The sequence below is a fragment of the Sphingomonas sp. Leaf231 genome (assembly GCF_001421995.1).
Lineage (GTDB): Bacteria > Pseudomonadota > Alphaproteobacteria > Sphingomonadales > Sphingomonadaceae > Sphingomonas.
On sequence record NZ_LMLS01000005.1, the window covers coordinates 143,071 to 167,780 of the forward strand.

Sequence of the window (24,710 nt, forward strand, 5' to 3'; positions counted from 1 at the left end):
GCACCGCGCCCCACTTTCGCCGGTTCGGCCGCCGCGCGGCGACCGCGGCGGGGTGGACGGCGCAGGGGTGGGGGACGGCCCCGGATGATACCGTCCCGCAACTGTCCCTCGATCAAACCCTCTTCGCGGAGAGGGGAGGGCGCAAAGGTACGACATGGCATCCCATTCCGGCCTGTTTACGGTCATCGAGCGTGCGGCGCGCAAGGCAGCGCCGCGGCTGCGTCGCGACTTCAACGAGGTCCAGCACCTGCAGGTCAGCCGAAAGGGGCCGGCCGATTTCGTCAGCCAGGCCGATCAGCGGTGCGAGCGGACGCTGTACGACGAACTGTCGAAGGCGCGGCCCGACTGGGGCTTCGTGATGGAGGAGGGCGGCACGATCGAGGGCGATCCGAACAAGCCGCGCTTCATCATCGACCCGCTCGACGGCACGTCGAACTTCCTTCACGGCATGCCGCATTTCTGCATTTCGATCGCGGTCGAGGAACCGATGCCCAACGGCAAGCGCGAGATCACGACCGCGCTCGTCTATCAACCGCTGACGGACGAAAGCTTCTGGGCCGAAAAGGGTCGCGGCGCGTGGTTGCAGGACCAGCGGCTGCGCGTGTCGTCGCGCCGTGAACCATCCGAGGCGCTGATCGCCACCGGCATCCCGTTCATGGGCCATGGCGATTTCGGGCAATGGACCCGCATCTTCGGCGCGGTCGCGCCGCAGGTCGCGGGTATTCGACGGCTCGGTGCCGCCGCGCTCGATCTCGCCTGGGTCGCGGCGGGCCGGTTCGACGGCTATTGGGAAAGCGACCTGAAGATCTGGGACGTCGCGGCGGGCATGTTGCTGGTCAAGGAAGCGGGTGGCTTCGTCACCGACTTCCGTGGCGGTGATCGTGCGATCGAACGCAACGAGTTCCTGGCGTCGAACGACGGGCTGCATACCAAGCTGCACAAGATGGTCGCGCAGGCGCTGCGCTGACCCCGTTCGTCATTGCGATCGTGGCGAGCGGCCGCCGGGGCGTCGCGCCCCGGATCGCCTCGCTACGTCGCGATGTCGGCTACATGCGCGGCAAGGTGATCGTCGCCAGCAAGCCGCCGCCCTCACGCGGCGCCAGCACGATCGCGCCGCCCGCTTCCTCGACGATCGCCCGCGCCAGCGCCAGCCCCAGGCCGATGCCGCCGGTGTGGCGGTTGCGCGAGCTTTCCAGGCGAAAGAACGGATCGAACACCTGATCCAGCCGGTCGGATGGGATACCCGGTCCGCGATCCGCGACCGCGATCGCCGCCACCCGCGCGTCCGATGCCAGGGTCACTTCCGCCTCACCCGCATATTTCACCGCATTTTCGATCAGATTTCGCACCGCGCGGCGAATCAGCGAGGGGCGGAGCCGCATCCGCAGTCGCTCGGGCTCCTCGAATGTCACCGCCTCGCCCAGGTCGCGGAAATCCTCGACCACCGCATCGACCAGCGCCGCCAGATCGACTTCGGTTTCCGGCTCGCTCGGTCGGCCCAGCCGCGCCAGCGACAGGATATCGTCCAGCGTGCGGTTCATCTCCGCGATCGTATCCGCCATCCGTGCACGATCCTGCTCGTCCTCGACCGACTCGATCCGTACGCGCAACGCGGCCAGCGGCGTGCGGAGGTCGTGGCCGATCGCCCCGAGCATCCGGTCTTTTTCGTCGAGCATCGCCGTGACGCGCAGCCGCAGCGCGTTGAAGGCGGTGGTCACCGCACGCACATCCGGCGGTCCGCTTTCGACCAGCGGCACGGGGGGCACCGCCGGCGAATAGCCACGCGCCGCCGCGGCCAGCGCGCGCAGCGGCCGCGAAATCCGCCGCGCTACCCACAGGACCGGAAGCAGCACGACGCCATAGAGGATCAGCGTCTGCGCCAGCAACCGCCAGAAAAGGCGCAGGTCGTCGTGCGGCAATCCACCCGCCAGTGCCATCCACCGCCCATCAATGCGCTTTATCGCGATCACGATCGTTTCACGCGGCCGGTCGGGCCGATCGCCGCGCGCCGCCATCCGTCGCTCGAACCGGCTGAGCGGCACCCGGTATTGGCGGGGTGCGGCGATCGCGACGTCGATCGCCGCCACACGGACGCCCATGTCGCTCAACTGGCTGGACAGTTCACGCGCCACCGCTGCCTGCGGCTTCATCGCCGGCGTTACCGGGTTGCCCGGCACCAGCCGCACCCGCCCGCGATCCGCCACTACCGGTCGCCCCGCCGCTTCCTGATCCAGCGCGTCGGCGATCCGGAACGCGGCGGGTCGCGTGATCTGCGCCATCCGCACCGCGCCACGCTCGCGCAGCAGCAGCGCGAGGTTCACCGCCTGCGCCATGAACAGCGCCAGCGCGACCAGCAACGCCATCTGCCCCGCGAGGCTGCGCGGCCATGGCATCCGCATCCTCACAGTCGCGTCACATCCGTCGACAATGCGTAGCCACCGCCCCACACCGTCTTGATGATTTCCGGTGCCTTGGGATCGGGTTCGATCTTGCGGCGCAGGCGGCTGACCTGATTGTCGATCGCGCGGTCGAACGCCGCCGCCTCGCGCCCCTGCGTCAGGTCGAGCAACTGGTCGCGCGTCAGCACCTGCCGCGGTCGCTGCACCAGCGCCAGCAACAGGTTGTACTCGCCGGTCGATAGCGGCACCGATACACCTTCCCGGTCGATCAGCGCACGCTCGCCCGTCTTCAGCACCCAGCCGGCGAAGCCGTAGGAGCCGCTCTCGGGCGCGTGATGACGCACCGCGCCGCCAGCGGTCCGCCGCAGCACCGTCTTGATCCGCGCCGCCAGTTCACGCGGGGAGAACGGTTTCACGACATAATCGTCCGCGCCCATTTCCAGCCCGACGATGCGGTCGGTTTCCTCGCTCCTGGCGGTCAGGAGGATTACCGGGGTCTCACCGGTCGCACGGACGTGGCGGCACAGCGACAATCCGTCCTCGCCCGGCATCATGATATCAAGGACGATCAGGTCGATCGCATATGCCGCCAGCCGGGTGCGCGCGGCCTCTGCGTCGCCCGCCTGGGTCACGCGGAAACCCTGTTTGGTCAGGTACGTGGCCAACGGCTCACGGATCGAGCGCTCGTCATCGACCAGCAGGAGATGCGGGGTGTCGCCCATGTTTATGGCACCTGACACAATCGGCGTGCGGGTTGAAGGGGTCAGCGCGGCGCGCCGGCACCAGATGGCGCGGCGTCACCACCAGCGCGGCGCGCGCGCATCAACAACCTCATCGCCTCACGTTCGCGCTGGTCGATGCGGCCATCATGATTGGTGTCGATCCGGTCGAAGCGGTGCAGCGCCCGCTCGCGAAATTGCCCCTGCGTCTGGTCGGCGTCGCGGCCACGGTGACTGCCGGCCCCCTTGTTATCGCCGTCCGCTGTGGTCGATACCGGCTGGTGACGCTGCCCCCGCGAGATCCGTCGTTCGTCGCGCGTCAGCTTGCCGTCGCCGTTGGCGTCCATCACCGCGAAACGACGATCGGCTTGCGCGGCGGCGTCGTTGCGGGTGACGATACGATCGCCGCGCGGGTCCGGCGATGCGGCCTGTGACGGCGTTTGCGCGGTCGCGCACGTCGCGCCCAGCATTGCCGCACACGTCACAGCAGCGGTCATCCACATCTTCATGGTCAGCTCCCTTCCGGTTCAGAGAGGGCGAACGGCCCCGGAACGTCGCTTGTGCCGTCCCCACGTCACGCGTTGGTGTCGGAAATCACGCGAATGTGTCGCGACTTGTATCAGCCGAAGATTGCCGCGGCCTGCATCTGTTCGGCCACCTTGCGGCCGGCGGCGTTCCAGATCGCCATTGCCTGCGATGTCGCACCATCGCGTGCATGGTCGGTCTGCGATTCAACCAGCCACCAGCCGCCATCCGTGGCCGGCGCGGCGTCGAGCACGTTCACCATCCAGGTCAGCGAACTGAGCGGCGCGGCGCGCGACATCAACCGCATCGCGGCCGGCGGCAACGCATCGCCGATCGCCAGCAACTCGACCCAGGGCGACAATCCCCCGCGCTCGGCCAGCCTCACCCAGCGTCGCCACGTCGCGACGTCGTCCACCGGGCGGTCGATCGTCTCGAACCGTTCGCTGAAGGGCATGGCCGACACGCCGCGGAATATCGCGTCACCATCGTTCGGCGGCGCGCAAGCCGCCGTTGCGCTGCGATCGTGATCGACCGTGCTTTCCAGCGGGCGCATGAACACGAACGTGCAGCGCACCCCCAGCCCGGCATCTCCACGCACATCGGCCTGCACGAACGCGGCGTTACGACCGCGGCGCAGCAATTGCGTCACCACCCGGACGCCGCCGGCAAGCGGGCCCACGAACGCCACCTGCGCGGATCGTAAGGGCGGCAGGTCGGGCTGGCTGCGCATCGCGCATTCCAGCGCCAGCGCGGCGGAAAGGCCGCCATAGGCGGTGCGACCCTGCAACCAGTCGTCAGGGATCGTCGCCTCCCACGTTCCGTCTCCCGTCGCCCGCGCCGCCGACAGGATCGACTGCAACGCCGTCATGCGCGTTCCGTCACGGCTTTGCCGCGCGCCAGCGCCCGGACCACCGCCGGGCGTGCCGCGATGGCGGCATGCCACCGCGCAAGGTTCGGGAACTGTGCCATGTCCTGCCCCTGCATCTCCGGCAGGATCCATGGGAAGCACGCCATATCGGCGACGGTATAATCATCGCCGGTCACGAACGGGCGTCCTTCCAACTGTCGATCCAGCACGCCGTACAGCCGCGTCGTCTCCTTGATGTAGCGATCGATGGCGTAAGGCACCTTCTCCGGAGCGAAGCGCGTGAAATGGGCATTTTGCCCAAGCATCGGACCCAGTCCGCCCATCTGCCACATCAACCATTGCAGCACGTAGACGTGCGCGCGCGGATCGCGTCCGCCGAACGCGCCGGTCTTGTGCGCCAGATACAGCAGGATCGCCCCGCTCTCGAATATGCTGATCGGCGCGCCGCCGTCGCGCGGGTCGTGGTCGACGATCGCCGGCATCCGATTATTGGGCGCGATCTTAAGGAAATCCGGCTTGAACTGGTCGCCGGCGCCGATGTCGACCGGATGAATGACATGATCGATCCCGGCCTCTTCAAGGAAGATCAGGATCTTGTGACCGTTCGGCGTGGGCCAGTAATGCAGGTCGATCATCGATGAAAACTCCTCGGACGCCGGTAACGCTGATGCGCCTATCGCCTCGATGACAGGATACGTTCCAGATCGTGGGCAAAAAGCGCATTGTACCCCACATATGCTTGCGGCTGCGCAACAAAAGATTATGACGAATTCGGGGGTTGCTGGGGGGCGACGTAGACATGAAGGAAGTCGAAGCGGGCGATGTGGGTGTCCGCTATCTCCCTGCGGGGCAGCGGCTGGCACGCTACGTCACCGGGTATCACCGGTTTGCGGCACCCGTTTCCGCGGTACGCGATATTCACGATGCATTCTTTCCCAGCGTCGCGACCATCCGCGTCACGCTGCCTCCCAGCCCTTCGTGGTCGCTCAAGCTCGGCAGTCGCTGCTTCGATCCGGTCCCGCCGGTCGCGCTGACCGGGCCGACGAGTTACGCGGGCTATGTCGCATGCGGCGGCGGCGTGTTGGTCGGCGTCGGCCTGCGGCCGTTCGGCTGGGCGCAGTTCTTCGGCGGTGACGTGTCGCGCTACGCCAATCGAGTCATCGCGCTGGACGACATCGATCCTGGTGCGCAGATGCTGTGCGACGCGCTGGAACGCGACGATGCCTTCGACGCCGTGTTCGATCAATGGCTTGAGGCGCGCCTGCAACGTCGCCCGCCGGCCGATCCACGGATCGAGGTGCTGTGCGAGATACTGCGCGATCCCGCCACCACCCGGATCGAGACGGTGGCCGAGGTGCTGGACATGTCGCCACGCGGACTGGCGGCGATGACGCGTTTCAACTTCGGTTTCACGCCCAAGCTGCTCCTGCGCCGCACGCGCTTCCTGCGCGCGGTCACCATCGTGCTCACCGACCCCGAGGGCGGGCCCGCGGCGCTGGAGGCGGCCGGTTACTGGGATCGTTCGCATTTCCTGCGCGACAGCCACCTCTTCCTGGGCTGTTCGGTGCGCGACTTCGCCCGCCGGCGTGGTCCGCACAATCAGGTCGCGATCGCGGCGCGCGTACAGGCGTTCGGCACCCCGGTCTGACTGGAGAACGGCTTACCTCGTCAGCGCGCGATCATCGAACATCCCGAACATCAATGTCGAGGCGTAATGGCGGACCGCCCGGTCGCGATCCATGCTCCACGCCCATTTGCGCATGTCGAATGCGGCATTGAGTAGCGCCATCATCGCCTGCGCCGCGATCAGGCTGTCGACCGGGCGGATGGTCCCCTCGGCGATGCCGTCCATCATCGTGCCGGCGAAGCGGCGTGCGATCCGGGTCGACCGGTCGATCATCTGCTGACGCTCGCCCGCGGGCAGCCCGCTGAGCGCCGTCGTACGCAACAACGATTCGCGACCGGAGAATTGCACCGCCACCAGCGTCGCAACGGTGTCGGACAGCCGTTGCCACTGCGATCCGCCGCGGGCATCCGCAAGCTGTTGCGAGGCCGCGATCGTATCGAAGCTGCGTCGATAACAGGCGACGACCAGATCGTCCTTGGCGTCCAGATGGTGGTAGAAGCTGCCCTTGGTGACGTTCAGCTCCGACGCGATCCGCTGCACCGATGCGCCGCGGTAGCCCAGTTCGTTGATGAGCCGCGTTGCCGCCAGCAGGAAAGCCTCGCGCCCCGGCACCGCATCGTCGTGTGGCAATGGCATTGTCTTTGGCGTCCATCGCGCGCCCGCTACCGCCAGCCCGTCCCGGAACAGCGCCATCAACCGGTCGGCGACCCGGGCATATTGGTCGGCCTCGTAACGTGGCAGCCATAACGGCAGCCAGAAGATGTTCTCCAGCAAGACATGCGCGCGTGCGCCGGCGAGGTCGCTGGCCTCCCGCGAGCCGCTTTCACCCCACAGCGCGCGCGTACGCCGGAACACCTCGCGCCAACGGTTCATCAGCGTCGCACGCATTGGTTCGTCCATCGCGCGCAGGTCGGACAGGACCGCCAGCGCGCGCTCTTCGCCACGTTCGATCCGTACAAGCCGCTCGACGTTCAGCGTCACCATGCGTTCCACCCGCGCCAGCGGCGTCGGTGCGCGCGAAGCATCGTCCAGCATGGCCATCAAGCCATCCAGCGTCTGCTCGAAGGCGGCGGCGGCCAGATCCTCCTTGCGCTTGAAGTAATAGGTGACGCTGGTCGTGTTCAGCCCGACGCGCCGCGCGACGTCGGCGAAGGTCATCCCCTTGGCGCTCTGTTCGTTGATCGCATCCGCGGCGGCGGCCAGGATCGCCTGGCGCTTTTCGCGGAAGCGACGCGTGCTGCCGGCGTCGTCGATCGTGATGTCCCCCATGGGTGCAGCGTTAGCATGATGTCGTTCGAAGATGCAGTCCCTTTGTAACGGAGAGACGAAGGTCGATTCCACGCCTTTACCGAAGATACGGTATGGCCTACCTCATGCGGTGGGATACAGCCGGGAGCAGGCGCGATGGATTTCACGTTGAGCGAGCGCGAAACGCATTTCCGCGATCGGGTACGCGATTTCATCGCTCGCGAGATCGTACCGCGCCGCGCCGAGCACGATCGCCAGCATCATGACGGCAATCCGTGGAAGGTGCTGCCCGTGATCGAGGAGGTGAAGAAGGCTGCGAAGGCGGGGGGGCTGTGGAACCTGTTCATGCCGCCGCACTCGGGCCAGACGCATGTCGACGACACCTTCGCGTTCGAGGGCACGCAGCTGTCCAATCTCGAATATGCGTTATGCGCCGAGGAGATGGGGCGCATCGATTGGGCGAGCGAGTGCTTCAACTGCTCGGCACCCGACACCGGCAACATGGAAGTGCTGCATCGTTACGGTACCCTGGCGCAGAAGCAGGCGTGGCTGGGACCGCTGATGCATGGCGAGATCAGGTCGGTCTTCCTGATGACCGAACCTGCGGTCGCGTCTTCCGATGCCACCAACATCGAGACGCGAATTGTGCGCGATGGCGGCGATTACGTCGTCAACGGTCGCAAATGGTGGTCATCCGGGGTCGGCGACCCGCGCTGTCGTATCGGGATCCTGATGGGCAAGACCGCGATCGACGGTCCACGTCATCAGCAGCAAAGCATGATCCTGGTTCCGCTCGACACGCCGGGCGTACGGGTCGAGCGGATGCTGTCCGTCTACGGCTACGATCACGCGCCGCACGGGCATGGCGAGGTCAGCTTTACCGACGTGCGCGTGCCCGCCGCCAACATGTTGCTCGGGGAGGGCCGGGGGTTCGAGATCGCGCAGGGGCGGCTCGGGCCGGGGCGCATCCACCATTGCATGCGCACGATCGGCGTCGCGGAGGTCGCGATCGAGGCGATGGCGCGCCGGCTGGTCGCGCGCGTCGCGTTCGGCAAACGCATCGCCGACCACAGCGTGTGGGAGGAACGCCTCGCCCGTGCACGGATCGATATCGAGATGACGCGCCTGTTGTGCCTGAAGGCCGCCGACATGATGGATCGTGCCGGTAACAAGGCCGCGCAGGCGGAAATCGCGATGATCAAGGTACAGGCGCCGAACATGGCGCTGCGCATCCTCGACGATGCGGTGCAGGCGCATGGCGGGGCGGGCGTGTCGGGCGATTTCGATCTGGCGCACGCCTGGGCGGCCATGCGCACCTTGCGCTTCGCCGACGGGCCGGACGAGGTCCACGCCCGCGCGATCGCCCGCCACGAACTCGGTCGCCACGCGTGAGCGAACTCGACCCCGTCCGGCTTGACGCGTGGCTCGCCGCGCAGGTGCCGGCGGTCGGCACGATCATCCGCCAGACGCGCTTCGACGGCGGTCAATCCAATCCTACCTATCGCCTAGATACCACCACCGGCAGTTATGTGCTGCGCCGCAAGCCGTTCGGTGCGTTGCTGGCATCCGCGCATCAGGTCGACCGCGAATACCGCGTCATCGCCGCGCTCCACCCGACCGGCTTTCCGGTGCCGCGGCCGTGGGGTCTGTGCATGGATGACACGGTGATCGGCTCGGCCTTCTACATCATGGAGATGGTGGAGGGCCGCACGATCTGGGACGGCACGATGCCCGATCTCGCCCCCGAGCAACGCCGCGCTCATTATCTCGCGATGATCGACACGCTTGCCGATCTTCACAACACCGATCACGTCGCGATCGGCCTGGAGGATTACGGCCGGCCGGGCAATTACTTCGAGCGGCAGGTCGCTCGCTGGACGCGGCAATATCGCGATGCCGAGACCGAATCCATGCCGACCATGGAACGGCTGATCGACTTCCTTTCCCGCAGCGTCCCCGCACAAGGACGCACCAGCATCGTCCATGGCGACTACCGCGTCGACAATCTGCGGTTCGCGCCGGGCGTCGAGCCGCGCATCGCCGCAGTGCTCGACTGGGAATTGTCGACACTCGGCGATCCGGTCGCCGATCTGACCTATTATCTCATGAACTGGGCAACCCCGGCCGATGGCCGCGCGGGCGTGATGGGGCGCACCGGCGCGGCGACCGGCATTCCGGAAATGTCCGAGATGCTGGAGCGTTATTGCGTACGCACCGCGCGCGACGCGCCGGTCGCGCTCGACTGGTATTTCGCCTTCAACCTTTTCCGCCTCGCCAGCATCGTGCAGGGCATCAAGAAGCGCATCGTCACCGGCACCGCCGCCAACGCCCGCGCGCAGGAGACCGCGGCGCGCTTGCCGGCGCTGGCCGATGCGGCATGGCATTTCGCCGGGCGTGCCGGGGCATGAGGTTCGCGGGCAAGTCGATCGTCGTCACCGGTGCCGGCTCGGGGATCGGGCGTGCCGCCGCGTTGCTGTTCGCTGCGGAGGGCGGGCGCGTGATCGCCGCCGACCGCACCGCCGCTGCGGCGGAAACCGCGCAGGCGATCGCCGAAGCGGGCAACACCGCCGAAGCGATCCGTATGGATGCCGGTGACGAAGCAGATGTCGCGCGCACCGTCGCGTTCGCCGTCGAGCGCTTCGGCGGCCTTGACGTGATGTTCGCCAATGCCGGCATTTCCGGCGGGATGGCCAACATCTTCGACACCGATACCGCGCTGTTCGCGGAGGTGTTGCGCGTCAATCTGATCGGCCCGTGGCTGGCGGTGAAACATGCCGCTCCGCTGATCGCAGCGCGCGGTGGCGGCGCGATCGTGCTGACCGCCAGCGTCGCGGGGCTTCGTTCGGGCGCGGGATCGCCGGCCTATTCCGCGTCGAAGGCCGGCGTCATCAATCTCGCGATGACCGCAGCACAGCAATTGTCGGGGTCGGGCGTGCGCGTGAACGCCTTATGTCCCGGCCTGACCGAAACCGGCATGACGCAACCAACCTTCGATTATGCCCGGGACGCGGGCAAGCTCGACCGGATCGGTCGCCTGAACCCGCTGCGCCGCGGCGCAAAGGCGGATGAACTGGCGCGCGTGGCACTGTTCCTCGCCAGTGATGACGCAAGCTATGTCAACGGGCAGGCGCTCGCCGCCGATGGCGGGCTGTCGTCCAGCCATCCGGTGACGCGGCAGGATTATGGCCGGACGGCCGTGTGAAGGATTGCGCCCGCGGCCGGAACGCCGCGCGCTAACCTGGGTTGAACTTCCTGTAATCAGGAGAGTTCGCGTATGCCCGTCCCCGTCCGTTTCACCCCCGACATCGAACAGGTCCAGCCCGGCGAGAGCGCCACGATCGGACAGCTCAACGATACGTTCGACATGGTGCTGGATACCACGGCGCAGGATTACGGCCATGCGGTGCGGGCGGTTCATGCCAAGGCGCATGCGATTCTGGAGGGCACGCTGACCATCGATGCCGGTTTGCCGCCCGAATTGGCGCAGGGGCTGTTCGCCACGCCCGGCGATCACAAGGTGCTGATGCGCCTTTCCACCAATCCCGGCGACATCCTCGACGATGCGATCTCCGTGCCGCGCGGGCTGGCGATCAAGGTGTTCGATGTCGATGGTGATCGGCTGTCCGGTGCGGAGGGCCGCACGCAGGACTTTATCATGGTCAACGGCAAGGTGTTCCAGGCGAAGGATGCCGACGCCTTCCTGGGCAGCCTCAAGCTGCTCGCCCGCACCACCGACAAAGCGGAGGGCGGGAAGAAGCTGCTGTCGGCGGCACTGCGCGGGATCAACAGCGCACTCGGTGCGATCGGGGTGGAAAGCGCGGCGCTCAACTCGCTGGGTGGCGCGCCGAACGTCGATCCGGTCGGGGAGACCTATTACAGCGTCACCCCGTTCCGCTATGGCGAGCACATCGCGAAGTTCAGCCTGGCACCGGTCGCACCCGGCCTGAAGGAACGGACCGGCGCGGTCATCGACACCGCCGAAAACCGGGACGCGATCCGCGCGACGATCCGCGACGAACTCCGCTCGATCGCTGGCGAATGGGAGTTCCGCGTCCAGCTTGCGCACGACCTTTCTCGTCAGCCGGTCGAAGACCCCACCGTCGAATGGGACGAACAGGAAGTGCCGTTCGTCCGGGTCGGCACGATTCGCACCGCCGCGCAGGATAGCTGGGACGACACCCGGGTCGACGAGGTGAACGAGCATCTGCGCTTCAGCGTCTGGACGGGGATCGAGGCGCATCGGCCGCTCGGCAACATCAACCGTGCCCGGCGCGACACGTACCGCCACTCCGCCGAATATCGTCAGCGCGTCAACGGATGTCCAATCCGTGAACCGGCTTGATGCAATGGATTAAATCCGTGGTAACTATCTGCACTGCAAGGCAAGTATGTAGATGTAGAGGCGATGCGTGCAGCGGGACGGTCCATTGTGGGAGGCGATCAACAGATCGCAGTTGGTGATCGAGTTTGATCCTCGCGGCATCGTTATCGGGGCGAATGCCGCCTTCCTGTCGGCAACGGGGTATACCGCACAGGAGGTCGCGGGACGGCATCATCGCCTGTTCTGCGATCCGGCCTATGTCGCCTCCAGCGACTATGCCGCGTTGTGGCAGCGTCTGGGGCGAGGCGAACATGAGGGCGGACGCTTTCGCCGTTTGGCGCGCGACGGGCGCGAGGTATGGTTGCGCGCCACCTATACGCCGATCGCCGACGATTCCGGGCGAGTCACCAGTATCGTTAAGATCGCCAGCGACATCAGCGATGAGGTGCGGCTTGCGAAGGAAGCGGAGCGGAGATTGCAGGAAAGCGTCCGCTCCCGCGCCGACGCCGCCAGCTACCAACGGCGTATGGAGGAACTGGTCGCCCAACTCGGCGGCGTGGTCGACGCAATCGCCGGCATTGCGGACCAGACCAACCTGCTCGCGCTGAATGCCTCGATCGAGGCCGCCCGGGCAGGTGCCGCCGGGCGCGGCTTCGCGGTGGTGGCCGGCGAGGTGAAGAAGCTGGCTGGCGACACCCGCGCTGCCACTGTGCGCGCGCGGCAGATGATGGAGGGATAATCCAGACCCCGACAGGCGGGACGACGCACGCGCCCGCCGCGCCGTAATACGTTATCGCCCGCGCGTCCGCGCTTGATCCGCGTGCGATCACTCGCGGACGCGAACCAGTCCTTCCTGCGCCACACTGGCGATCAGGCGCCCGTCTGCGGCGAAGATTCGGCCGCGGTTCATACCGCGCCCGTGCCCGGCCCATGGACTGTCCATCGTGTAGAGCAGCCACTCGTCGGTTCGCGCCGGTTCATGCAGCCACAGCGCATGGTCGAGGCTGGCGGTCTGCACGCCGGGCGTAATCCACGTTACCCCGTGCGGCAGCATGCAGGTGCCCAGCAGCAGCATGTCGCTGGCATAGGCCAGCACCGACCGGTGCGTTGCCGGATCGTCGCCGACCGGAGCGACGGCGCGGAACCAGCAATGCTGGATCGGTGAGGCGGGGGAGGGGGCGGTCCAGTGCCGCGGCGTCACCGGGCGATATTCGATCGGACGATCGCGCAGCAGCGGTTCGCGGAAGCGTTCGGGAATTTCGTCAGCCACCGCCACGCGCAATGCCTGCTCGCTCTCCAGCGCGTCCGGCGGCGGCACGTCGGGCATCGCATCCTGATGGGTCAGTCCTTGCTCGACCCGCTGGAAAGAAGCCGCCATGTTCAGGATCGGCTGCCCGCGCTGCATTGCGATCACCCGCCGCGTCGCGAAGCTGCGCCCCTCGAAATCGCGCACCACACGGTAGATGATCGGATGTTCTTCGGACCCGGCGCGCATGAAATACGCGTGAAGCGAGTGTGCGACCTTGCCCGCGTCCGCCGCCGAGCGCTGCGCCGCCTGCAGCGCCTGCGCAATCACCTGCCCGCCGAAGACACGGCCGACCCCGCCGGTCGAGCGGCGCCCCCGATACAAATCGGTGTCGATCTCCTCGACGTCGAGCAGGTCCAGCAGGTCCGCGACCAGCCCCTGCGCTGTGTTCCCGTCGTTCAATAGCCGCTCCGCACCGCCAGCCGGTCGGCGTGGAAGTACGCGTCGCCGAACATTTCGGCCAGCACCCGCGCGCGCTTCATGAAGAAACCGATGTCATATTCGTCGCTCATGCCGATCCCGCCATGCATTTGAACGCCTTCCTGCACCGACAGCGTCGTGGCAAGCCCGGTCATCGCCTTGGCCACCGACGCCGCATCGTCGGCGCCGGCATCGCCCGCGTCCAGCAGTTGCTGCGCCTTCAGCACCGCCGCGCGTGCGATCTCCATCTCGGCATAGAGATGCGCGGCGCGGTGCTGAAGCGCCTGGAAGCTTCCGATCGCCACGCCGAACTGTTTGCGTTGGCGCAGGTAATCGACCGTCAGGTCCATCGCGCCGCCACCGACGCCCAACAATTCCGCCGCCGCGCCGGTCCGCCCGGCCCGTAGCAGCCGGTCGAGCGGCGTGCGCCCGGCATCCACCTCGCCGATCACCGCATCGGCATCAACCTCAACCCCCTCGAACGTCAGCCGCGCAGCGATGCTGGCGTCGGCCAGTCGTTCGGGCGTGGCGGTCAGCCCGGCCGCACCGGCGGGCACCGCGAACAGCGTCACGCCCGCGGCATCGTCCGCGCTGCCCGCGGTGCGGGCGGCGACGATCAGCAGGTCGGCGACATGCCCGTGGGTAACGAACTGCTTCGCACCGTTCAGGCGAAATCCGTTGCCGGCGCGCTCCGCCGACAGCCCGATGCTGTCGCGATGTTTCGGTCCCTCGTCGATCGCCAGCGCCGCGACGGTGTCGCCCGCCACGATGCCGGGGAACCAGCGCGCCGCGTGCGCCGTCCCGTCCAGCGCCGCCACCGCCGCCACCGCAGTAGTCAGGAACGGGGACGGGGACAGGTTGCGACCGATCTCCTCCAGCACCACGCCCGCCTCGACATGGCCTAGGCCCAGCCCGCCGTCCGCCTCGCCGATCAGGATGCCGGTAAACCCCATTTCCGCGAAGCTCTTCCACAGGCCGCGATCGAAGCCGGTCGCATCAGCGCCGTCGCGCAGCCGCCGCAAATGCGCGACCGGCGCATGCTCGCCCACGAAGTCGCGCGCCGTATCACGCAGCATCGTCTGTTCGTCGTTCAGGAATAGCGGCATCGTCAACACCTTGCGTCACCCCGGGCGAAGCCGGGTCATTCCTCCACAATCCGCACCTTCGCGGCATGGGGCCGGCGGTCACCGGCATACGGGCCGCGGATCATCCCGGCAGTTCCAGAATGCGCTTGGCCACGATGTTCAGCTGAATTTCGCTGGTCCCGCCCTCGATCGAATTCGCCTTGGTACGCAGCCAAGCGCGCGCCGCGCGCCCGCCGCCGGATCGTTCGCTCTCCCATTCCACCGAGTCCGACCCGCCCGCCGCCATCGCCAGTTCGTGGCGCGCCTTGTTCAGCTCGGTGCCGTAATATTTCATCATGCTGGGTTGCGCGGGATGGGCACGTCCCGCCTTCAGCTCGTCGATGAACCGCTCGCTTTGCGCCGCGAACGCCCGCGCACGCAGGTCGTACATAGCGATCTGAGCCCGCAATAGCGGATCGGCCAGCCGCCCGGCGGCATCGACTCCGATCGACGCCTTCGCCCGCTCGATCAACGCCTCGCCGCCGCCCGCCAGCCCCATGCCGGAGATCATCTCGCGCTCATGCCCGAGCAGGTATTTGGCGACGTCCCAGCCCTTGTTCAGTTCGCCGACGAGGTTCTCCTTGGGTACCTTCACATCGTCGAAGAACGTCTCGCAGAATGGCGAGTAGCCGCTGATCAACAGGATCGGTTTGGTCGACACGCCCGGCGAGGCCATGTCGAACAGCACGAAGCTGATCCCGCCCTGCTTGCTCGCCTTGTCGGTGCGCACCAGGCAGAAGATCCAGTCCGCCTGATCGGCATAACTGGTCCACACCTTCTGCCCGTTCACGACGAAATGGTCGCCGGCATCCACCGCGCTCGTGGCGAGACTGGCGAGATCGGACCCGGCGTTCGGCTCCGAATAGCCCTGACACCACCGGATCTCGCCGCGCGCGATCTTCGGCAGATGCTCCTGCTTCTGCGCCTCGCTGCCGTATTTGAGCAGCGCCGGCCCGAGCATCGATATGCCGAAGCTGTTGAGCGGGTTGCGCGCGCCGATCCGTGCCATCTCCTCGCGCAGCACCTTGGTATCCGCCGCGCTTAGTCCGCCGCCGCCATATGCGGCCGGCCAGTCCGGCACGGTCCAGCCGCGCGCCGCCATCCGGTCCAGCCACGTCTTCTGCGCCGCGGTCAACTTGCTCTGGTCGCGCCCGCCCCACACCACGTCCCGATCGGACGTGACCGGCGCGCGCATCTCGACCGGGCAATTCTCCTCTAGCCATGCGCGGGTCTGCGTGCGGAACGTGTCCAGATCGATCGCCTCACCGCTCACTTCACGGCCTCCCCGTTGCGCAGGCTTTTCGCGACCGGGAAGCCGTAGCGTTCCAGCCCGGCGACCACCTTTTCGACTCCCTCGGTCTTCGCCCAGAACATCGGTCCGCCGCGATACACCGGCCAGCCGTAACCGTAGATCCAGACAACATCGATGTCCGACGCGCGCTGCGCCATGCCTTCCTCAAGGATCAGCGCGCCCTCGTTGACCATCGTATAAAGCGTCCGTGCGACGATCTCCTCATCGTCGATCACGCGCGGCGTCGTGCCGGCCTTGGCCCGGAACGCATCGATGATCTCGGCGACGCGCGGGGAGGGGGCAGGGTTACGCTTGTCGTCGTAATCATAGAAGCCGGCACCCTTCTTCTGCCCCCAGCGCCCCTCGGCGGCCAGTGCATCGCGGATGTTCTCGATCCGGCCGGGATCGCGATGCCAGCCAATATCCACGCCGGCCAGGTCGGCCATCTGGAACGGCCCCATCGGCATCCCGAACGCGACATGCACGCGATCGATCTGTTCCGGCGTCGCGCCTTCCAGCAGCAGCTTGTTCGCCTCCACCTGCCGCGGCATCAGCATGCGATTGCCGATGAAGCCATCGCACACGCCTGCCACCACCGCTACCTTGCGGATCTTCTTGGCCAGGGCCATCACGGTCGCCAGCACGTCCGGGGCGGTGCGGGCGCCGCGGACCACTTCCAGCAATTTCATGACGTTGGCCGGGGAGAAGAAGTGCATGCCCAGCACGTCACCGGGCCGCTGCGTCACCGCCGCGATCTCGTCGATGTTCAGGTAACTGGTGTTGCTGGCCAGGATCGCGCCCGGCCGGGCGACCGCGTCCAGCTTGCCGAACAGCTCCTTCTTGATCGCCATATCCTCATACACCGCCTCGATGATGAGGTCGCAATCACCCAGCGCATCGAGCGACAGGGAGGGGGTGAGCAGCGCCATCGCCTTGTCCGGCGCATCGGCGGCAATACGGCCTTTCGCCGCGCTCGCCTCGTAATTGCGTCGCACTACCCCGATACCGCGGTCCAGCGCGTCCTGTTGCATCTCCACGATCGTGACCGGGATGCCCGCCGACAGGAAGTTCATCGCGATCCCCCCGCCCATCGTGCCCGCACCGATCACGCCGACCGACCGGATCGCGCGCAACGGCGTCGCCGGATCGATGCCGTCGATCTTGGCGGCCTGCCGCTCGGCGAAGAAGATGTGGCGCTGCGCGGCGGATTGCGCACCGTTCATCAACGCCGTGAACTGCTCGCGCTCGAACGCCAGCCCATCCTCGAACGGTTTCTCTCCCGCCGCCACGACGCAGGCGATACAAGCCTCCGGCGCATCGAAGCCGCGCAGTTTGCGGCCATGCGTCTTGCGGAACGCCTCCGGTGCTGTCGGGTCCGGCGCTATGGCGCGGTCGCGGACGCGCGGGATCGGACGCGTGCCCGCCACGTCGCGCGCAAAGGCGATCGCATCGGCCTCCAGCGTGTCTTCGCCGACCAGCCTGTCGACCAGCCCCGCATCGGCGGCGGCACGCGCCGACACCGGATTGCCCAGCACGATCATCTCCAGCGCCTTGGCGACCCCCACGACGCGCGGCAACCTCTGCGTGCCCCCTGCGCCGGGCAGCAGCCCCAGCTTGACCTCCGGCATTCCCAGCTTGGCGGAAGGCACCGCGACCCGGTAATGGCAGCCGAGTGCGACTTCGCACCCGCCGCCCAGCGCGGTGCCGTGGATCGCCGCGACGACCGGCTTCGGACTCGCCTCGATCGCGTCGACCAGCGTTGGCAATGGTATGCCGCGCAGCGGTTTGCCGAACTCGCTGATGTCGGCACCCGCGAAGAACGTGCGCCCGTCGCAGCGCAGCACCATCGCAGCGATGCTTTCATCCACCGCGCCTTCCTTGATCGCTGCCTCCAGCCCGTCGCGCACGGCCGCGCTCAAGGCGTTCACCGGCGGCGAGTCGGTGACGATGACCAGGACGGCGCCATGCCGTTCGGTGCGGACTGGCGGGCTGGGTTCGATGCTGTGCGACGTCATGGGCGGCGACTCTCCTTGATGCCGGATCGGGCTGCGGCATACCGTTGTTTCGAACACGCAGATGTTTATCGCGATCAGGGAGCGGAGCGCAACCACCGTCGTGCGAACCGAAGCAACGATCATCCTGTCGTCACCGGGTTTTTCGCCGCCTGGCGCCGGCGGGTGGAGCCCATGTGGGGGAGCAGGCGCGCCTGCCATGCCGCAGGGGTCCGTCTCGTGTCTGGAACGCCGCCGCGTATCGCCACCTTGTTGCGATCCCGTACAGACCGTAAGCGTCTGCACTGTTCGGAAAGTCGGGGGCATAACATTCGATGCGGGTGACAAGGGACTTCATGCGCGGTCGCGGGCGCATCGGCATGACGGACGCGGAAAAGGACGTACTGGAGCAGTCGGTCGAGCGGATCGAAAAATTGCCCGCCCGTACCATTCTAACCCGCCGCGGCGATCCGGTGTCCTACAGTACGCTGCTGCTGAGTGGCGTGATGTGTCGCTACATGGACGCGCGCGACGGCTTTCGCCAACTTGTCGCGTTGCAGGTGACCGGCGATTTCGTCGACCTTCATGGCTATCCGCTGCGGCGGCTCGACCATGACGTCGGAACGCTGACCGAGGCGACGATCGCGCTGATCCCGCATGCCCGGGTCGACACGATCCTGAACGAACATCCGCATCTCGCACGATTGATGTGGCGGTCGACGTTGCTCGACGCCGCACTCCATCGTGAATGGATTTTCCGCATCGGCCGCCTCGACGCCGCCGGACGGCTCGCACACTTCCTGCTGGAAACCTATCACCGCCTGCGCGCGGTCGGCGCGGCGCAGGGCGAGACGTTCGAGTTCGAATTGACCCAGCAGGACCTCGGCGAGGCGCTGGGCCTGACCAGCGTCCACGTCAACCGCATGCTCCGCCGGCTTCGGGAGGGCGGGCTGCTCGATTTCACGCGCGGCACGGTCCGCATCCTCGATCACGACCGGCTGGCCCGGCTGGGCGAATTCGATCCCGACTACCTCTATCTCGAAGAAGGTCAGTGGCATGGCGCGGGGTGACGCACCCCGACCGGCATGAAGTCGCTTGGCCGGGGATCGTAAATAGCCTTAGGTGGCGAGCATGTCCGATCTGCCCCCGCCCGCCGAACCGCTCCTCCCGGCGCCAACTGTGGTGGGGCTTGATCCGCCCCTGCGCCGCGACCGCTTGCTTGCCAGCCTGACGCTGACCGCCGGGGTCGGGTTGATGCTCGGCCTGCCGTTCGCGCTTCAGGCCGGGGCGGAGTTCTTCATGCCGACCGCGATCGCGCTCGTCGTGTCGCTGGCGCTGATCCCGTTGCTGGAATGGCTGGAACGCCGGCGGCTGCCATCGGCGATCGCCGCGTTGTTCTGCGTGATCCTGTTCCTGGTCATCGCCAACGTCGCGCTTGCCGCGATCATCGTGCCCGCGACCGAGTTCTTCCGCCTGCTGCCGCGACGCATCCACCGCATCCAGGCCAATCTCGCCCCGATCCTCGACCTGTATTCCAGTCTGGAGCGCTATGCCAACCGCACGCTGCGGCAGATCGCCACCACGCCGGTGCGCCCGTCGCCGACCGCCGCGGTCGCGCCGCCCAGCTCGATCGTCGAACTGGCCGCTACGTCGGCACCGGCGGTTATCATCCAGACCTTCTACGCGATCCTCGTCGGCTTCTTCTTCCTGTCCGGCTGGACGCGGATGCGAGAGAAGATGATCACCGGCCGCGCTAGTTTCGGCGGCGCGATGACGACGGCTCGCGTGCTGCAGGAGATGGTGGACGCGGTCTCCTCCTATCTCGGCACCATCACCGCGATCAACATCGCGCTGGGGGCGATCGTGGCGGGCGCGCTGCACCTGCTGGGCATGCCGTTCCCGCTGATGTGGGGCGGCATCGTCACGTTGCTCAACTACATCCCGTACTTCGGCCCGGTGGTCGCCGCGCTGCTGCTGTCGATCGGCGGGTTGATGACCTTCTCCGACGTGTGGACAGCGCTGTCCGCGCCGGCGATCATGTACGGTGCGCATCTGATCGAGGCGAACGTGGTGACACCGTTGATCGTCGGTCACCGGCTGACGATCAACCCGGTGATGATCCTCATTTCGATCAGCTTCTGGGGCTGGGTGTGGGGCACGGTGGGCGCTTTGCTGGCGGTGCCGATCCTCATCATCGTCCAGACCATCCTGTCCGCGGCTGGTCGTCCCGACATTGCAGGCTTCCTGTTCGAGGACGGAACATTGATGCGGGGGCAGGAGGAGCATGGGCCTGTTATCGAAAAAGTCGCTGACAGCCGTTGACAGCTTTGGGCACGCCGCCTAGTTGGCGCGCCTCACGCTTCTCCAAGCGGGTGTAGCTCAGTTGGTTAGAGCGCCGGCCTGTCACGCCGGAGGTCGCGGGTTCGAGCCCCGTCACTCGCGCCACCCTTCGGGATGGTTTTTGTAGCAGCGCTTCCGGCAGGAAAATGCGCTTGTACGCGGATGTAATGTCCGAGTAATGCGCATGTCCGTCGATGGAATGCGGGTGTAGCTCAGTTGGTTAGAGCGCCGGCCTGTCACGCCGGAGGTCGCGGGTTCGAGCCCCGTCACTCGCGCCATTTTTCAATGGCTTATCGTTATCGCCAGCGTCCGGTCTCCATCCAGCGGAGCAGCGGCTTGAGCGGTGCGATCCATACGATCCCGGTGACGAGATAGAACAGCAGCTGCGCCGCCCCGTGCCAGCGCCCGATCGTCCCCGACAGCGAGGCGATCGCCACGCACCACACCAGGATTAGCAATAGAATTGCGAGCATTCCTGCAGGCTTGCGCCACGAAGGTGTCATACGGTGATCCATTCCTTTTCGGTGGCGATCGCCTCTAGCGGCATGTCCCACGGGTCGGCGGGAATCGCGTCCAGCATCTGCACGCTCCACGCCACCCCGATCCGTCTCGCGACGGGCAAGGCATTGAACGCCCGATCGTAATGTCCCGCACCCTGGCCGATGCGATTGAGGAAGCGATCGAAGGCGACCAGTGGCGTCAGGACGATGTCCGGGACGATCGCCGTTTCTTCGCTGCCCGGCTGGCGCAGGCCAAACGGGCCTGTCGTCAACGGTTTGCCAGGCGTCCAGCGGAGAAACCGCAGCGGGGTGGCGCGATCGACGACATGCGGCAACGCCAGCGCGCATCCTGCGGCGACCGCTGCCTGCTCGAGCGGTGCAGGATCCGCCTCGCTGCCGATCGGCTGGTAGCTCGCGACCGTCAGCCCGGGTGACAGGAGCGCCACGAAGCGTGCGTCGACGCGGATCGGCGGATGTGGGCGTGCCACGAACATGTCGCGCGCGGCACGCGCCGCAGCGCGAAGTTTCCGCTTGTCAGTCATAATATTGCCGTCGGTAAGCGGGTGGCGGGACCGCCGTGGCCGTGTGCCCAAGTATCCACCGACGCCCAGAACGTCAGGTGGGGATCATGTGCGTCGGACCAGGGTCCGGGCAGGGACAACCCCCTTGGATGATAGATAGCCTCAGGGATATTTTCAGGCTCGTACCGGGCAGAACCCGCCGACACCAACTTAGGCGCTCGGCAGCGTTTGCTCAAGGGCTGCCGCGATCGATTCGAGTCGTTCCGACAATCGATCGAGCGCCACGCCTTCCGGCGTCTCCGGCGGCGGAGCGTTCCGGGCGTCGATAAGCGCATCGGCGACCATCAGCGCGGCCAGCAGCATCGCGCGGTGGGCGCCTCCGGCACCTGCCGCGCGACGGGCCACGTCCCAGCGCTCGTCGATCAACGCTGCGGCCTGTTCGAGCCGCGCTTCGCCGCCGTCGCGGCATGCCAGTTCGTATGTCGCGTCGCCGATGCGCAGATTGACCAGCGCCATCAATCGTTTCCTTCCGTCGCCGCATCGTTGGCGATGATCGCGTCCAGCGCGGCCACCGCCTGCGCCATCGTCGCCTTCAGCGTGGCGTGGCGGCGCTCTAGCAGGGCGTCGGCGGCGCGCCGGGCGGCGATCGCCCGTTCGACGCGTCCAATGGCGGCGTCCAGCCGGGCGATCGCGGGATTGTCCATAGATGGCAGGCGATAGGATCGTGCGCGTCCGGCGACAAGTAGCAAGCGCGGTGGGGCGAAGCAGCGGGGCGGTTGACGGTTGCGCATGCACCTGCGCAAAAGCCGCCGCATCAAAGCGGAATTGGCGGAGGACTGACGATGACGAAGGTGGCGATCAACGGCTTCGGGCGTATCGGCCGGCTGGTGGCACGCGCGCTGCTCGAACGGGGCAGCGAGCTGGAGCTGGTGGCGATCAATGATCTGGCCGATACCAAGTCGAACGCCTGGCTGTTCAGCCGCGACAGCGTCCACGGCCGCTATGCCGGCACCGTCGAAGCGGACGGGCAGGACATGGTGATCGATGGCAAGCGTATCCGCGTAACGGCCGAGCGCGATCCCGCCAACCTGCCGCACAAGGAACTCGGCGTCGATATCGTGCTGGAATGCACCGGTTTCTTCACCGATCGCGCCAGCGCGCAGAAGCACCTCGATGCCGGCGCGAAGAAGGTGCTGATCTCCGCGCCGGCCAAGGGCGTCGACATCACCGTCGTCTACGGCGTGAACGACGACAAGCTGGAGGCCGGCCACACGATCGTGTCGAACGCGTCGTGCACCACCAACTGCCTCGCCCCGGTCGCCAAGGTGTTGAACGACGCGATCGGTATCGAGCGCGGGCTGATGACCACCATCCACGCCTATACCAACGACCAGAAGATCCTCGATCAGATCCACCCGGACCTGCGCCGTGCGCGCGCGGCCGCGATGAACATCATCCCGACCACTACGGGCGCTGCGCGTGCCGTGGGCGAGGTGTTGCCCGAGTTGAAGGGTAAGCTGGACGGCTCTGCGGTGCGCGTGCCGGTGCCGGACGGCAGCCTGGTCGACCTGACCTTCACGCCGGCCCGCGACACGACCAAGGAAGAGGTCAACGCGCTTTTGAAGGCCGCTGCGGAGGGGCCGATGAAGGGCGTGCTGCACTTCTCCGACGAGCCGCTGGTGTCGATCGACATCGTCCACACCCCATATTCGTCGACGGTCGACAGTCTGGAAACCGCAGTCATCGACGGCAAGCTGGTGCGCGTCGTCAGCTGGTACGACAACGAATGGGGCTTTTCGAACCGCATGGTCGATACCGCTTCGGCGATGGCCCGGCTCGGCTGAGGTCGGGAGCGCGCGCGTGACCGGCACCCTGCTCGGGATCGCCCGTCACGCACGGTCGCGCGCGCCGATGGAGCTCGTGGACCGTGTGGAGGTCACCGTGGATGGCGGCATCCGCGGCGATTTTCGCGGTGCCATGCGCGGCAAGCCATATAGGCGGCAAGTGACTCTGATCGAGCGTGGAGATTGGGCGGCGGCGATGACCGAGGTCGGTCAGACGATCGCTTGGCAGGAACGCCGCGCCAATCTGCTTGTCGACGGGATCGACCTGCCGCAAGTTGCTGGAATCCGGCTGCGCATCGGTACGAATGTAGTGGTGGCGATTACCCGCGAGTGCGATCCGTGCGAGCGGATGGAGGCTATCGCCGCGGGGCTGCGTGCTGCGCTGACCGCGGATTGGCGCGGCGGTGCCTGCGCGATGGTAGTGGAAGGCGGCTGGATCGCCGCCGGTGATGAGATCAGGATTGAGAAACCATGACCAAGCCCTTCCGAACGCTCGATGATCTTGGTGTCGTCACCGGCAAACGCGTGTTGGTGCGCGAAGATCTGAACGTCCCGCTCCACGACGGACAGGTTAGCGACGACACGCGGCTGCGCGCGACGGTCGCTACGGTCGCCGAACTGGCGGACAAGGGTGCAATCGTGCTGGTGCTGGCGCATTTCGGACGCCCCAAGGGCGTGCCCTCGGCCGAACTGTCGCTCGCGCACATCGTGAAGCCATACGAGGCGGTGCTTGGCCGCCCGGTCCGCTACGTCGACTGGGAAGGAGCTGCCGACGCCGTCGCGACACTCCAGCCCGGCGACATTGCGGTGCTTGAGAACACCCGCTTTTTCGGCGGCGAGGAAAAGAACGATCCCGCGGTCGTGGAGCGGTTTGCGTCGCTGGGCGACCTATACGTCAACGACGCGTTCTCGGCAGCGCATCGTGCGCATGCCTCCACGGAAGGGCTGGCGCACCGTCTGCCATCCTTTGCCGGCCGCGCGATGGAGGCCGAACTGGACGCGCTGGAGAAAGCGCTCGGCAATCCCGAACATCCCGTCGCGGCGGTAGTGGGCGGTGCGAAGGTATCGACCAAGCTGGCGGTGCTCAAGCATCTCGTCACCCGAGTCGACCACCTCATCATCGGCGGAGGCATGGCGAACACCTTCCTCGCGGCGCGGGGAGTCGATGTAGGCAAGAGCCTGTGCGAGCATGATCTGACCGGCACTGCCGACGAGATCTTCGACGCCGCCGAGCAGGCCGGCTGTATCATCCATCTACCTTACGATGTGGTCGTCGCGACGGAGTTCAGGCCGAACCCCGCCACCCGTACCGTCAACGTGCACGAGGTCGCAGCGGATGAGATGATCCTCGATGTCGGGCCCGCTGCAACCGAGTCGCTGGGTGACGTGCTCAAGAACTGCCGGACGCTGGTGTGGAACGGCCCGCTCGGCGCGTTCGAGACGCCGCCGTTCGACACCGCGACGGTCGCGCTGGCGCGAACCGCCGCGGCCCTGACCAAGGAAGGCGGACTGGTCTCGGTGGCGGGTGGTGGGGACACCGTCGCGGCGCTGAACCAGGCCGGTGCCGCGGAGGCGTTCACCTTCGTGTCCACGGCTGGCGGAGCGTTCCTCGAATGGATGGAGGGCCGCGAGTTGCCGGGGGTGGCCGCCCTACACCGCTGATCGT

At 66.8% G+C, this 24,710-nt stretch carries 26 protein-coding genes and 2 tRNA genes; 14 read left to right on the top strand and 14 right to left on the bottom strand.

All coding sequences use genetic code 11. The features are described from left to right. Window positions 1-154: 154 nt before the first annotated feature. Complete coding sequence (locus ASE95_RS15150) at window positions 155-967, top strand: inositol monophosphatase family protein (RefSeq protein WP_056638098.1); 813 nt, start codon at window positions 155-157, stop codon at window positions 965-967. A gap of 79 nt (window positions 968-1,046) precedes the next feature. Here the strand turns inward: ASE95_RS15150 and ASE95_RS15155 are convergent, their stop codons facing one another. From ASE95_RS15155 to ASE95_RS15175, 5 genes are all read right to left on the bottom strand, one after another. Further along, window positions 1,047-2,393, bottom strand: a complete 1,347-nt coding sequence (locus ASE95_RS15155) for a sensor histidine kinase (RefSeq protein WP_443025465.1) — start codon at window positions 2,391-2,393, stop codon at window positions 1,047-1,049. An 8-nt stretch (window positions 2,394-2,401) separates the two neighbouring features. Further along, window positions 2,402-3,121, bottom strand: coding sequence for a response regulator (locus ASE95_RS15160; protein WP_056638105.1), 720 nt, complete (start codon window positions 3,119-3,121; stop codon window positions 2,402-2,404). 41 nt (window positions 3,122-3,162) lie between these two features. Further along, a complete protein-coding gene (locus ASE95_RS15165; protein ID WP_056638108.1) occupies window positions 3,163-3,627 on the bottom strand; it encodes a hypothetical protein in 465 nt (154 codons plus the stop codon). A gap of 110 nt (window positions 3,628-3,737) precedes the next feature. Beyond that, window positions 3,738-4,511, bottom strand: coding sequence for a thioesterase family protein (locus ASE95_RS15170; protein WP_056638111.1), 774 nt, complete (start codon window positions 4,509-4,511; stop codon window positions 3,738-3,740). Continuing rightward, the gene (locus tag ASE95_RS15175; protein WP_056638114.1) at window positions 4,508-5,146 is read right to left on the bottom strand and encodes a glutathione binding-like protein; all 639 of its coding nucleotides are present in this window, start codon (window positions 5,144-5,146) and stop codon (window positions 4,508-4,510) included. Before ASE95_RS15175 ends, ASE95_RS15170 begins: the two co-directional genes overlap by 4 nt. A gap of 164 nt (window positions 5,147-5,310) precedes the next feature. Between ASE95_RS15175 and ASE95_RS15180 the strand changes: the two genes are divergently transcribed. Continuing rightward, on the top strand, window positions 5,311-6,159 hold the full coding sequence (locus ASE95_RS15180) for a helix-turn-helix domain-containing protein (RefSeq protein WP_056638117.1): 849 nt from the start codon (window positions 5,311-5,313) through the stop codon (window positions 6,157-6,159). A 12-nt stretch (window positions 6,160-6,171) separates the two neighbouring features. Here ASE95_RS15180 and ASE95_RS15185 read toward each other — a convergent pair whose 3' ends face one another. After that, window positions 6,172-7,407, bottom strand: coding sequence for a TetR/AcrR family transcriptional regulator (locus ASE95_RS15185; RefSeq protein ID WP_056638120.1), 1,236 nt, complete (start codon window positions 7,405-7,407; stop codon window positions 6,172-6,174). 135 nt (window positions 7,408-7,542) lie between these two features. Here ASE95_RS15185 and ASE95_RS15190 point away from each other — a divergent pair, with 135 nt between their 5' ends. From ASE95_RS15190 to ASE95_RS15210, 5 genes are all read left to right on the top strand, one after another. Then, window positions 7,543-8,778 carry an acyl-CoA dehydrogenase family protein gene (locus ASE95_RS15190; protein ID WP_056638123.1) on the top strand — a complete coding sequence of 412 codons (1,236 nt, stop codon included), beginning with the start codon at window positions 7,543-7,545 and terminating at the stop codon, window positions 8,776-8,778. Next, complete coding sequence (locus ASE95_RS15195; protein ID WP_056638126.1) at window positions 8,775-9,794, top strand: phosphotransferase family protein; 1,020 nt, start codon at window positions 8,775-8,777, stop codon at window positions 9,792-9,794. Before ASE95_RS15190 ends, ASE95_RS15195 begins: the two co-directional genes overlap by 4 nt. Beyond that, window positions 9,791-10,588, top strand: coding sequence for an SDR family NAD(P)-dependent oxidoreductase (locus tag ASE95_RS15200; RefSeq protein ID WP_056638129.1), 798 nt, complete (start codon window positions 9,791-9,793; stop codon window positions 10,586-10,588). Before ASE95_RS15195 ends, ASE95_RS15200 begins: the two co-directional genes overlap by 4 nt. Window positions 10,589-10,660: 72 nt before the next feature. Beyond that, window positions 10,661-11,728, top strand: coding sequence for a catalase family protein (locus tag ASE95_RS15205; protein WP_056638132.1), 1,068 nt, complete (start codon window positions 10,661-10,663; stop codon window positions 11,726-11,728). A gap of 67 nt (window positions 11,729-11,795) precedes the next feature. Continuing rightward, window positions 11,796-12,446, top strand: a complete 651-nt coding sequence (locus tag ASE95_RS15210; RefSeq protein WP_056638135.1) for a PAS domain-containing protein — start codon at window positions 11,796-11,798, stop codon at window positions 12,444-12,446. An 87-nt stretch (window positions 12,447-12,533) separates the two neighbouring features. Here ASE95_RS15210 and ASE95_RS15215 read toward each other — a convergent pair whose 3' ends face one another. The 4 genes from ASE95_RS15215 to ASE95_RS15230 all read right to left on the bottom strand — a co-directional run bounded on the left by ASE95_RS15215 (window position 12,534) and on the right by ASE95_RS15230 (window position 17,863). Next, window positions 12,534-13,415, bottom strand: a complete 882-nt coding sequence (locus ASE95_RS15215; protein ID WP_056638138.1) for an acyl-CoA thioesterase — start codon at window positions 13,413-13,415, stop codon at window positions 12,534-12,536. Continuing rightward, window positions 13,412-14,539 carry an acyl-CoA dehydrogenase family protein gene (locus ASE95_RS15220; RefSeq protein ID WP_056638141.1) on the bottom strand — a complete coding sequence of 376 codons (1,128 nt, stop codon included), beginning with the start codon at window positions 14,537-14,539 and terminating at the stop codon, window positions 13,412-13,414. Before ASE95_RS15220 ends, ASE95_RS15215 begins: the two co-directional genes overlap by 4 nt. Window positions 14,540-14,639: 100 nt before the next feature. Continuing rightward, complete coding sequence (locus tag ASE95_RS15225; RefSeq protein ID WP_082450180.1) at window positions 14,640-15,830, bottom strand: acyl-CoA dehydrogenase family protein; 1,191 nt, start codon at window positions 15,828-15,830, stop codon at window positions 14,640-14,642. Then, window positions 15,827-17,863, bottom strand: coding sequence for a 3-hydroxyacyl-CoA dehydrogenase NAD-binding domain-containing protein (locus ASE95_RS15230; RefSeq protein ID WP_056638716.1), 2,037 nt, complete (start codon window positions 17,861-17,863; stop codon window positions 15,827-15,829). Before ASE95_RS15230 ends, ASE95_RS15225 begins: the two co-directional genes overlap by 4 nt. 356 nt (window positions 17,864-18,219) lie before the next feature. On the opposite strand from ASE95_RS15230, the gene ASE95_RS15235 reads away from it, so the two are divergent. From ASE95_RS15235 to ASE95_RS15250, 4 genes are all read left to right on the top strand, one after another. Then, the gene (locus ASE95_RS15235) at window positions 18,220-18,909 is read left to right on the top strand and encodes a Crp/Fnr family transcriptional regulator (RefSeq protein ID WP_235528347.1); all 690 of its coding nucleotides are present in this window, start codon (window positions 18,220-18,222) and stop codon (window positions 18,907-18,909) included. A gap of 61 nt (window positions 18,910-18,970) precedes the next feature. After that, a complete protein-coding gene (locus tag ASE95_RS15240; protein WP_082450181.1) occupies window positions 18,971-20,161 on the top strand; it encodes an AI-2E family transporter in 1,191 nt (396 codons plus the stop codon). Between the two features lie 46 nt (window positions 20,162-20,207). Beyond that, window positions 20,208-20,284 (top strand) — tRNA-Asp (locus tag ASE95_RS15245). Between the two features lie 96 nt (window positions 20,285-20,380). Beyond that, window positions 20,381-20,457: transfer RNA gene (locus ASE95_RS15250), tRNA-Asp, on the top strand. Window positions 20,458-20,475: 18 nt separating this feature from the next. On the opposite strand, the gene ASE95_RS15255 is transcribed toward ASE95_RS15250, so the two are convergent. The 4 genes from ASE95_RS15255 to ASE95_RS15270 form a co-directional block, all read right to left on the bottom strand. Then, window positions 20,476-20,682: a DUF2842 domain-containing protein gene (locus tag ASE95_RS15255; protein ID WP_056638147.1), complete on the bottom strand. Its 207-nt coding sequence runs from the start codon at window positions 20,680-20,682 to the stop codon at window positions 20,476-20,478. Beyond that, window positions 20,679-21,221 (bottom strand): 5-formyltetrahydrofolate cyclo-ligase, encoded by a 543-nt coding sequence (locus ASE95_RS15260; RefSeq protein ID WP_056638150.1) that lies wholly within the window; start codon window positions 21,219-21,221, stop codon window positions 20,679-20,681. The genes ASE95_RS15255 and ASE95_RS15260 overlap by 4 nt, the downstream gene beginning before the upstream one ends. 189 nt (window positions 21,222-21,410) lie before the next feature. Beyond that, the gene (locus tag ASE95_RS15265) at window positions 21,411-21,716 is read right to left on the bottom strand and encodes a cell division protein ZapA (RefSeq protein WP_056638152.1); all 306 of its coding nucleotides are present in this window, start codon (window positions 21,714-21,716) and stop codon (window positions 21,411-21,413) included. Then, on the bottom strand, window positions 21,716-21,904 hold the full coding sequence (locus ASE95_RS15270; RefSeq protein ID WP_056638155.1) for a hypothetical protein: 189 nt from the start codon (window positions 21,902-21,904) through the stop codon (window positions 21,716-21,718). The genes ASE95_RS15265 and ASE95_RS15270 overlap by 1 nt, the downstream gene beginning before the upstream one ends. Window positions 21,905-22,042: 138 nt before the next feature. Between ASE95_RS15270 and gap the strand changes: the two genes are divergently transcribed. The 3 genes from gap (at window position 22,043) to ASE95_RS15285 (ending at window position 24,706) form a co-directional block, all read left to right on the top strand. Continuing rightward, window positions 22,043-23,044: a type I glyceraldehyde-3-phosphate dehydrogenase gene (gap, locus tag ASE95_RS15275; RefSeq protein ID WP_056638158.1), complete on the top strand. Its 1,002-nt coding sequence runs from the start codon at window positions 22,043-22,045 to the stop codon at window positions 23,042-23,044. 67 nt (window positions 23,045-23,111) lie between these two features. After that, a complete protein-coding gene (locus ASE95_RS15280) occupies window positions 23,112-23,519 on the top strand; it encodes an MOSC domain-containing protein (protein ID WP_082450182.1) in 408 nt (135 codons plus the stop codon). Then, the gene (locus tag ASE95_RS15285) at window positions 23,516-24,706 is read left to right on the top strand and encodes a phosphoglycerate kinase (protein ID WP_056638164.1); all 1,191 of its coding nucleotides are present in this window, start codon (window positions 23,516-23,518) and stop codon (window positions 24,704-24,706) included. Before ASE95_RS15280 ends, ASE95_RS15285 begins: the two co-directional genes overlap by 4 nt. Window positions 24,707-24,710: the final 4 nt, after the last annotated feature.